Consider the following 9467-nt stretch of genomic DNA (forward strand, 5'->3'; position numbering starts at 1 on the left):
TCTGGCCGCGCGCTCAGCCAACGGCGTGCTGCACAAATACGAGGGCCGTGCCCTGCTGATCGCCACGGGCTCCTGCGCCGTGCACTGCCGCTATTGCTTCCGCCGGCATTTCCCGTACGCGGAAGAAACCGCGGCGGCGAATGGCTGGCATGAGGCGATCGAACATCTGCGCGCCGATGCCTCGATCAGCGAGGCGATCCTTTCCGGCGGCGATCCGCTATCGCTGGCGACGCCGAAGCTCGCCGAGCTCACCGACGCGCTGGCGACCATTTCGCATCTCGCCCGCCTGCGCATCCACACGCGCCTGCCCATCGTGCTGCCCGAACGCGTCGACGACGAGCTGCTACGCTGGCTGACAAACGTGCCTTGGCCTGTCGCCATTGTGCTGCACGCCAACCACGCGAACGAACTCGACGTCGACGTCGCCGCTGCCTGCGCGCGCCTGCGCGCGACGGGCGCGACTCTGCTCAATCAAGCCGTGCTGCTGCGCGGTGTCAACGACAGTGCCGACGCACTCGCGGCGCTGTCGGAGCGTTTGTTCGCTTGCGGTGTCCTGCCCTATTATCTGCATCAGCTCGATCAGGTCGCGGGCGCAGCGCATTTCGCCGTGCCTGACGGACGCGCCCGCGAACTGATCGACGACCTGCGCGCGCGCCTGCCCGGATACCTGCTGCCACGCCTGGTGCGCGAGGTCGCCGGGGCGCCTTACAAGCTGCCCTTGTGACGCCGGTCGCGCATCGCGCCGGCCGCGTCTGGCACAGTTCGCGGGATTCGCGTACAACACGGATCGCGTCTGCAATTCCGGGCTCTGCGTTTACACAGCCCGGATTTATTTCCAGGGGAGACGATCGCCGCATGAGTCACATCGCCCAATGAGCAAACCTGCCGAAGCCATCAAGCTGCTGCTGGTCGACGATTCGCTGGAAGACGCCGAGCGACTTTCAAGCATGCTGCGCAATGCCAGCATCGGCGTGCGTGCGGCGCATGCGTGCGATGCCGCCGAACTGGACACCCACCTGCAAGCGCAGACACCTGACCTGATCCTGGTCAGCACCTCCGCTTCGCTGTCGCTCGCGGACGTCGCACAGGCGGCCGGTCGCGGCGGCAAGGATATCGGGCTGATCGCGATCCTCGACGCATTGAACGAAGACGAGATCTCAAACGCGTTGCGCGACGGCGCCAGCGCGGTCGCCCTGCGCACACGCACCGAGCAGTTCGTCGCGGTGATTCGCCGCGAGTTCGACAGCCTCAATATGCGCCGCAGCGTGCGTCGGCTGCAGGCAAGCCTGCGCGAGTCGGAACGCCGCTGCGATGCCCTGCTCGAGTCCTCGCGCGACCCCATCGCCTACGTGCATGAAGGCATGCATGTGCTCGCGAACAAGGCCTATCTGGATATCTTCGGCTACTCGGATTTTGCGGAAATCGAGGGCGTCTCGATCCTCGACATGATTGCGCCGGAGAGCGCGGCCGGATTCCGCAAGCTGCTCAAGAACCTCTCCAAGGGCGAAAAGCCGCCGCCGAAACTCGATGTGAAAGTGCGCCGCTCGAACGGCGAGACGTTCGCTGCGGTGATGGAATTCACCGGTGCGAGCTTTGAAGGCGAGCCCTGCCAGCAGGTGGTGCTGCGCCAGCAGACCACCAGCGCCGAGCTCGCACTCGAGATCGACGCGCTGCGCTCGAAGGATCTGGTCACCGATCTGTACAACCGCCAATACGGCTTGACCGAACTGGACCGCATGATCGCCGCGGTCGGCAGCAGCGCCTCCGACCAGTTCCTGCTGCTGGTCGAACCGGATGACTTCCGCAAGCTGCTCGACACGATCGGCATCGGCAATGCCGATTTGCTGCTCGGCGACATGGCTAACCTGCTGCGACGCAATCTCGACACGACGGATCTGGCCTGTCGTTTGAGCGAGCACACGTTCGCCGTCCTCGTCCGCGGGCGCGACGCCGACTCCACGCGTGCGCTCGCGCAGACGCTGTGCCGCAAGTTCGACGAGCAGATCTTCGAGATCGGCAATCAGTCGGTCGGCGCCAGCATCAGCGTCGGCGGCAGCCTGATCGGCGAGAAGAACGCCAACGCGCAAACCGTGCTGACCCAGGCCGGCAATGCATTGCGCGCGGCGCAGGAGCAAGGCGGCAATCAGGCCAGCATCGTCGATCCGAGCGTGCGCGACCGTGCCGCCGAGGATCAGATGCGCGATCTGCTGAAACGCATCAAGGCGGCGATCGCGGACAACAGTTTCGCGCTCTATCATCAGCCGATCGTCAGCCTGCACGGTGCCGAGGGCGAGTTCTACGAAGTCCTGCTGCGTCTGCGTGGAGACAAGGGCGACATCTCGCCCAAACTTTTCCTGCCCGTCGCCGAAGAAAACGGCCTGCTGCCGTCGATCGACCGCAGCGTCATCGCCAGCGCGATCAAGGAACTGGGCGAGCGCGAGCACGCGGGCAAACGCACGACCCTGTTCGTCAAACTCAGCGCGCAGTCGCTCGACGATCCGGGTCTCGTGCAGTGGATCTCGCAGCAATTGAAGAACGCGCGCGTGCGCGGCGACGCGCTGGTGTTCGAAATGCCGGAAAGCAAGGTCGTCACCCATTTGAAGACCGCGCGCAGCTTCGTCAACGGCTTGAAGCAACTGCACTGCGGTTTCGCGCTGGAACAATTCGGTTCCGGCCTGAATTCGTTCCAGCTATTGAAGCATGTGGACGCCAGCTATCTGAAAATCGACCGCAGCTACATGGTCGAACTGACCAAGAACAAGGAACATCAGGATTTCATTCGCCGGTTCTGCAGCCAGGCGCATCAGGCGGGCAAGCTCACGGTCGCCGAGTTCGTCGAAGACGCCGCGAGCATGTCGCTGCTGTTCATGTGCGGCGTGAATTTTGTCCAGGGCCATTTCCTCAGCGAGCAGGAAAAGGTCGTGGCGGAAACCTGACGTTCAGGCGGCGGCGCGCAACGCGGCAATGCGTTCCTCGATCGGCGGATGGCTCATGAACAACCGCGAAACCCCGCCCTGACCGGAAATACCGAACGCCTGCACCGCCTTCGGCAACTGCGCGTCGCCGTGATTGCCGGACAGCGTCTGCAAGGCCGAAATCATGTTGTTGCGCCCGCCCAGACGTGCGCCGCCCGCGTCCGCGCGAAATTCGCGCCAGCGCGAAAACCACATGACGATCATCGTTGCGAGCACGCCAAGGATCGTCTGCAGCACCATCGTGATGACGAAATAGCCGATGCCGTAGCCGCCGCCCTCGCGATCGCGATTGCCCGAAAGCATGCCGTCGATCAGGCTGCCGAGCACGCGCGCAAGGAACATCACGAAGGTATTCACCACGCCCTGGATCAGGGCCAGCGTAACCATATCGCCATTCGACACATGGGTGATTTCGTGGCCGAGCACCGCGGATACTTCGTCGCGATTCATGCTGTTGAGCAGGCCCGTGCTGACCGCGACCAGCGCATGATTCTTGCTCGCGCCGGTGGCGAACGCATTCATTTCGGGTGCGTCGTAGATGGCGATTTCCGGCATGCCGATGCCGGCATTCTGCGCGTGGTGGCCGACCGTATCGAACAGCCACTTTTCGCTGGCGTTGCGCGGTTCGGCAATCACCTGCGCACCGACCGACATCTTGGCCATCGTCTTCGACAGCAGCAAGGAGATGAACGAGCCGCCCATGCCGAACAGCGCGCAAAACACCAGCATGCCGGTGAGATTGATGCCGCTGTGCGTGTACGCCCACCTGTCGAGACCGAAAATCGACGCCACGACACTGAGCACCAGCATGATGGCGAGGTTGGTGAGCAGAAACAGAACGATGCGAAGCATGGTGATCCTCTTGGTGTTTGCGATCATTCCCGATCGCCAAGATTACATGGCGCCATCCATAACCGCACCGTCGACGCGCTACGAACCAGAAGCTTGGGTAAACTCAAACCGTTTTCAAGATCCGCACTCCCAACCGACAACCGACGTTCACCATGTCCTATCGCGGTCGTTTCGCGCCCTCGCCCACCGGTCCGCTGCATTTCGGTTCGCTGATTGCCGCGGTCGGCAGCTTCGTGCGCGCTCGCGCACGTGCGGGTGCATGGCTGGTGCGAATAGAAGACCTCGACCCGCCGCGCGAGGTTCCCGGCGCAACGCAGGATATTCTCGCCACGCTAGCCGCCTTCGGCATGGTGTCCGACGAGCCGGTCGTCTATCAAAGTCAGCGCGAAGCGGCGTATCGACAGGCGTTCGCGCAATTGCGCGCGCAGGATCTGATCTTTCCGTGCTGGTGCAGCCGCAGCGATCTGGAAGCGCGCAACGGCCTGCATCTCGGCGCTTGCGTCTCTGCGCCGGATAGCACGCGCGCACCGGCATGGCGCGTGCGTGCCGCAGATCGCGAGATTCATTTCATCGATTTCTTGCAAGGCCCACAATCGCAACAGCTCGCGCGCGACGTCGGCGATTTCATCTTGCGCCGCGTCGAGGGCTGGTTTGCTTACCAGCTTGCCGTGGTCGTCGACGATGCCGATGCCGACATCAGCGAAATCGTGCGCGGCTGCGATCTGCTCGACTCGACGCCGCGGCAGATTTATCTGCAGCAATTGTTGGACTTGCCCACGCCGCAATACCTGCATCTGCCACTCGCGCTGGATAGCGATGGACAGAAGCTGTCCAAGGCATTCAGCGCGCGACCGGTCGATCGCCACGATCCGCTGCCGGCCTTGCGCGCGGCGCTCGACTTCCTTGGACTCGGCGATGCAGTGCGTGGCGTCGAACCGAACCCGCAGGCACTGCTCGCCAGCGCGATCGCGCATTTCGATCTGAGCCAGTTGCGCAAGCATTCCGCGTTCGCGGCGGGGGCGGATTGCAAAGCCTGAACGTGTACAATCTCACTAGCGAATCCGAGCGGCAGCAAGCCGCCACAACCAACCTGGGAGGCAGTCATGACGGCACGCATAGCATTGGTTACCGGCGGCACCGGCGGCATCGGTACGGCAATCGTCCAGCGCCTGGCGCGGATGGGTCACAAGGTCGCCACGAATTATCGCGATGAAGCCAAGGCCAAGGCCTGGGCCGAAAAACTCAAGGCGGGCGGAACGGACGTCGTCATCGTGCCCGGCGACGTGGCGAATCCCGCCTCGGCCGAAGCGATGGTCAAAGCAGTCGAAGCACAGCTTGGTTCGATCGATATCCTGATCAACAACGCCGGTATCACGCGCGACACCACCTTCCACAAGATGTCGGCCTTGCAGTGGCAGGAAGTGATCAACACCAATCTCAATTCCTGCTTCAACGTCACCCGCCCGATCATCGACGGCATGCGCAACCGCAAGTGGGGCCGCATCGTGCAGATCAGCTCGATCAACGGTCAGAAAGGCCAGTACGGGCAGGCCAACTACGCCGCATCGAAAGCCGGCATGCACGGCTTCACGATCTCGCTGGCGCAGGAAAACGCCAAGTTCGGCATCACCGTGAACACCGTTTCGCCCGGCTATGTCGCCACCGAAATGGTGATGGCCGTGCCTGAAGATGTGCGCAACAAAATCGCCGCGCAGATTCCGGTGGGCCGCCTCGGCGAGCCCGGCGAAATCGCCTACGCGATCGAGTTCTTCGTCAACGAAGAAGCGCGCTGGATCACCGGCGCCAACCTGTCGATCAACGGCGGACAGTACATGGGTTGGTAATTGCCGCATTTGCGGCAATTGCCGGGTGAGGCATCGTCGAGCTCGCGACGGCGACGTGAGGGACCAGGCGCCTAGACGCGAGGGACCATGCGCCTAAAGGCTGCGTGCTTCACTCCTCCCCCTTCAAGGGGGAGGCTGGGAGGGGGATGGTGCGTGCGACGACCTTGTCCCTTGGCAATCGCGTACTCTCTTTACACCATCCCACCCAACCCTCCCCTTGAAGGGGAGGGCTTCGGCTCGCGCAATCCCGTCCTGCAACAGCGCTTTTGTTACCGATACCAGCCCAATCCATGCCTGACGCCATTTGCGGCGCAGCAAATCCACTGGTGCGCCGCGTCACAATCTGTTAATTTTGCGGCATGGCACAAATACGCATTATCAAGAAATACCCGAATCGCCGGCTCTACGACACCGAGATTTCGAGCTACATTACGCTCGAAGAAGTGCGTCAACTGGTGATCGACGGCGACGACTTCGAAGTCCGCGATGCCAAGACCGGCGACGATCTCACGCGCACAGTCTTGTTGCAGATCATCACCGAGCACGAAGGCGATGGGCAGCCGATGTTCACCACCCGCCTGCTCTCGCAAGTGATCCGCTTCTACGGCGATTCGATGCAGGGCTTCATGGGCAGCTATCTGGAAAAGAGCCTGCAGATCTTTCTCGATCAACAGGGCAAATTTCGCAGTCAGCTCAACAATATCCTCGGACAGACGCCCTGGTCGATGCTCAACGACATGACCGAGCGCAATATGGACCTGTGGAAGTCGGTGCAGGACGGGTTTCTCAAGGCCGCCGCCACGTCGGCACGCGCGCCCGCTCCCGCCAGCAGCAAGGACGGCAAGTCCTGAGTGGTTTTCCTGATTTCCCGCTGCGCACAGCAAAGTGCGCCAGCATCTCCGTGCGCAGTGCGACGCAACACCCGTAGCGGCGCGGAATAATCATCCATATGGGGGTTACATGAGCAAGCGCATCGCGCTGGTCACCGGCGGTATCGGCGGCCTCGGCACTGAAATCTGCAAACATCTCGCGCGTTCCGGACGCACGGTCGTCGCTGCGGATCTGGGCAGCCGTCCTGAGCGACTCGCCGAGTTCAAGCAGGAAACTGCGGAATTCGCCGATCGCATTTTCTTCGAACCGTTCAACGTCGCCGATTTCGACGACTGCGCCGCGATGATCAAGCGCGTCGAAAGCGCGCACGGCCCGATCGACATCCTCGTCAACGCCGCCGGTATCACGCGCGACACCAGCCTGCGCAAGATGTCGCCGCAGCAGTGGGTCGACGTGCTCAAGATCAATCTCGACGGCGTGTTCAACATGTGCCGCAATGTCGTCGAAAGCATGAGCGAGCGCGGCTTCGGCCGCATCGTGAATATCTCGTCCGTCAACGGCCAGACCGGCCAGTTCGGCCAGACCAATTACTCCGCCGCCAAAGCCGGCATGCACGGCTTTACCATGGCGCTCGCGCGCGAAGTCGCGCGCAAAGGCGTCACCGCGAACAGCGTATCGCCCGGCTACTGCCGCACGGCCCTCGTGCAGGCGATTCCGGAAACCGTGCGCAACCAGATCGTCGCCGGCATCCCGGTCGGACGTCTGGGCGAACCGTCGGAAATCGCGCGCGTCGTCGATTTCCTCGCCGCCGACGAGTCAGGATTCATCACCGGCGCGAACATACCGGTGAACGGCGGTTACTTTATGGATTTCTAGTTATATGCAGCTCGGCGGGGGTTGGCCTTGCCGAATAGTGCGGAACGCTCAGCGACCTACACTTTCGCGCAGTGTGGCTACGAAATCGGCCCGAATTGCCCGTTTGGAGTGGTCATACTCTTCCAAGTGCTTGCGTAGATTCTTCAGGTAAGTCGGTAGACAATCTGCAAGAAGAGCCTCCCTCTGTGTCGCAGATAGAGGCATCCAAGAAGTCGATAGCCACGGTTGGTCCCAAAGGTGCTGTGACACGATCTGATCGTCGATCCACTTGCAAATGCTTGGAGGCTTAGCGCGCGAAAGAAAAGTCTTGATGCGCGATTCGGAGCGCCATCGAATCGGCCCAACAGCTAAGTACCACAGGCCGATTGGCACACCAAGTACAGGCACGACGACGCCAAGCATCGACAATATGCCGGCAAAAGTACGACTGCCTTTGAAGGAGTTAAACTCCGGCGCATCGGAAAAAAAATGACGTGCGACGAGGCATAGGTTGGCCAAGTATCCAATCACCATAATTCCGATGATCGCATTGCCCGCTAAATATAAGAGAGTATCTTCATTCCCGATGGATATAAATTGCAGAAAAAAATAGGCGCTGTAGGACACGACCACTATCAATATCAGCTTATTTGAAGACACTGAATCCCCCTTTCCGCGAGCTGTCAAACGGAAGAACTTTCACTCTTTAGGTATCCATACTCGCGGACGAGTGACTTAGCGATTTCTTGGCGAACATATTCCTCTGGAGTCTCTATCCCGTTGAGTCTGGCCATCGATGAAGTCTAGGACTTTGCCCTGCTGAACAATCACAGCTGCCAGATTCATCGCACTCATGCACGTCCAACCCCTGTTTGCGTCGCTGGACCCGGTGCGCGGATTGTAGGCGAATTCTGTCGCGTTTGAAGGTGACTTGTTGGGTCTTTCGTGAACCCGCGCAGTCACTCAAGGCGTGTTCTCAAAAGGCCTACAAGAATGCTCGTATCTCACCGTCAAAAGGTATACATTTTGAGACCTAGGCAACGAACACCCAACGACACTTAAGATAAGTCAACGAAGTGTTACGAAAGGAAACTCCTACCAGACGATATCGGCTGGCACATCATCCTCGGGCGGTGCATTCGGATCGCATAACAGCACCAGCGCGTGTTCATCGATCGCCTGTGCCTGTAGTGCGATCTCGCGAGTGATCAGCAGATAACGTCCCGCCAACTGCACGACTGCTAGATCGCCGTGGTTGAGTTGGGTGAGTTGCGCGACCGTGCAGTAAACGCGGCGAATCTTGTTGCCGTGGGGAAAATGCCGCGGCACATCGGCGTCGGCGGCGTTGAGCGATTTGCCGTTGAGCAGCGCTGCGAGCTTCTGTTTGCGTTCGCGCTTTTCCTGCGCCAACCGTTCGGCTTCGCGCTGCGCGCGTTCGCGGTCTTCCTTTTCCTGGCGCTCGCGCAGCGCGTAGGCGTGCGCGAGATTGGGCTCTTGCGCTGTGGCGGGTTTTTTCGGTGCGTGCTGTTGCGGCCTGACGTGTCGCGGTGGCGATTTGCTTTGCTGCGGCTTTTTCTGCTGCGGCACCGGCGCGGGTTTCGACTCGACCTTGAGCTTCTGCGCGAGGCCGGATTTCAGCAATTGATCGCGTAAGGATTCGGACATTTGGGTTCGTGGCTAAAGCCCAGTTTCGATTCTGGTGGCGAAGATCGATGGTATCAAACTGCGCTCCATCGCCTCCAACACCATCCCCACCCAACCCTCCCCTTGAAGGGGAGGGCTCGCTAATAGTCGGGTGGGCTTCTCTACCCATACTACAAAACTTTCCCTCATCCGCCTTCGGCACCTTCTCAGCTGTGCACTCCCTAGGGTCGCCGCACGCGGGAGAAGGGAAACAAGAGTTGAGCTTTAGTAATGCGGTGGCGGTGGCTCGTCGCGTGCGTCATGGCTCAGCGTTGACTTGATCCCACCGAGTTCGCTGCGCAGGCGCTCGAACTCGCGCTGCATATCCGTCAGCACACGATCCTGACCCGCAACCACTTTATCCAAGCTCTGCACGGTGTTGTCGAGAAACGACAGGCGCTCTTCGAGTTCGGTCAGGCGTTGTTCG

At 60.9% G+C, this 9467-nt stretch carries 10 protein-coding genes; 6 read left to right on the forward strand and 4 right to left on the reverse strand.

From position 1 onward, the window contains the following. A partial coding sequence (locus tag VIE67_RS13040) for a KamA family radical SAM protein (protein WP_332026878.1) occupies positions 1-724 on the forward strand: 724 nt, incomplete at its 5' end. A 148-nt stretch (positions 725-872) separates the two neighbouring features. After that, positions 873-2936 carry an EAL domain-containing response regulator gene (locus VIE67_RS13045; RefSeq protein ID WP_332026879.1) on the forward strand — a complete coding sequence of 688 codons (2064 nt, stop codon included), beginning with the start codon at positions 873-875 and terminating at the stop codon, positions 2934-2936. 3 nt (positions 2937-2939) lie between these two features. Here the strand turns inward: VIE67_RS13045 and htpX are convergent, their stop codons facing one another. Continuing rightward, on the reverse strand, positions 2940-3827 hold the full coding sequence (gene htpX, locus VIE67_RS13050) for a protease HtpX (RefSeq protein WP_332026880.1): 888 nt from the start codon (positions 3825-3827) through the stop codon (positions 2940-2942). A 152-nt stretch (positions 3828-3979) separates the two neighbouring features. Here htpX and gluQRS point away from each other — a divergent pair, with 152 nt between their 5' ends. The 4 genes from gluQRS (at position 3980) to phbB (VIE67_RS13070) (ending at position 7378) form a co-directional block, all read left to right on the forward strand. Next, the gene (gluQRS, locus tag VIE67_RS13055) at positions 3980-4864 is read left to right on the forward strand and encodes a tRNA glutamyl-Q(34) synthetase GluQRS (RefSeq protein WP_332026881.1); all 885 of its coding nucleotides are present in this window, start codon (positions 3980-3982) and stop codon (positions 4862-4864) included. 66 nt (positions 4865-4930) lie between these two features. Further along, the gene (gene phbB, locus VIE67_RS13060) at positions 4931-5671 is read left to right on the forward strand and encodes an acetoacetyl-CoA reductase (protein WP_332026882.1); all 741 of its coding nucleotides are present in this window, start codon (positions 4931-4933) and stop codon (positions 5669-5671) included. A gap of 359 nt (positions 5672-6030) precedes the next feature. Further along, entirely contained in the window at positions 6031-6522 is a 492-nt protein-coding gene (gene phaR / locus VIE67_RS13065; protein WP_332026883.1) for a polyhydroxyalkanoate synthesis repressor PhaR, read from the forward strand. 109 nt (positions 6523-6631) lie between these two features. Beyond that, positions 6632-7378: an acetoacetyl-CoA reductase gene (phbB, locus tag VIE67_RS13070; protein ID WP_332026884.1), complete on the forward strand. Its 747-nt coding sequence runs from the start codon at positions 6632-6634 to the stop codon at positions 7376-7378. Positions 7379-7426: 48 nt separating this feature from the next. Here phbB (VIE67_RS13070) and VIE67_RS13075 read toward each other — a convergent pair whose 3' ends face one another. The 3 genes from VIE67_RS13075 to VIE67_RS13085 form a co-directional block, all read right to left on the reverse strand. After that, positions 7427-7984: a hypothetical protein gene (locus VIE67_RS13075; RefSeq protein ID WP_332026885.1), complete on the reverse strand. Its 558-nt coding sequence runs from the start codon at positions 7982-7984 to the stop codon at positions 7427-7429. Positions 7985-8452: 468 nt separating this feature from the next. Beyond that, complete coding sequence (locus VIE67_RS13080) at positions 8453-9022, reverse strand: DUF2058 family protein (RefSeq protein WP_332026886.1); 570 nt, start codon at positions 9020-9022, stop codon at positions 8453-8455. A gap of 243 nt (positions 9023-9265) precedes the next feature. Next, positions 9266-9467 (reverse strand): SlyX family protein (locus tag VIE67_RS13085; RefSeq protein ID WP_332026887.1); only part of this gene is annotated, 202 nt, incomplete at its 5' end.

Source organism: Rudaea sp., from assembly GCF_036560865.1.
Taxonomy (GTDB): Bacteria; Pseudomonadota; Gammaproteobacteria; order Xanthomonadales; family Rhodanobacteraceae; genus Rudaea.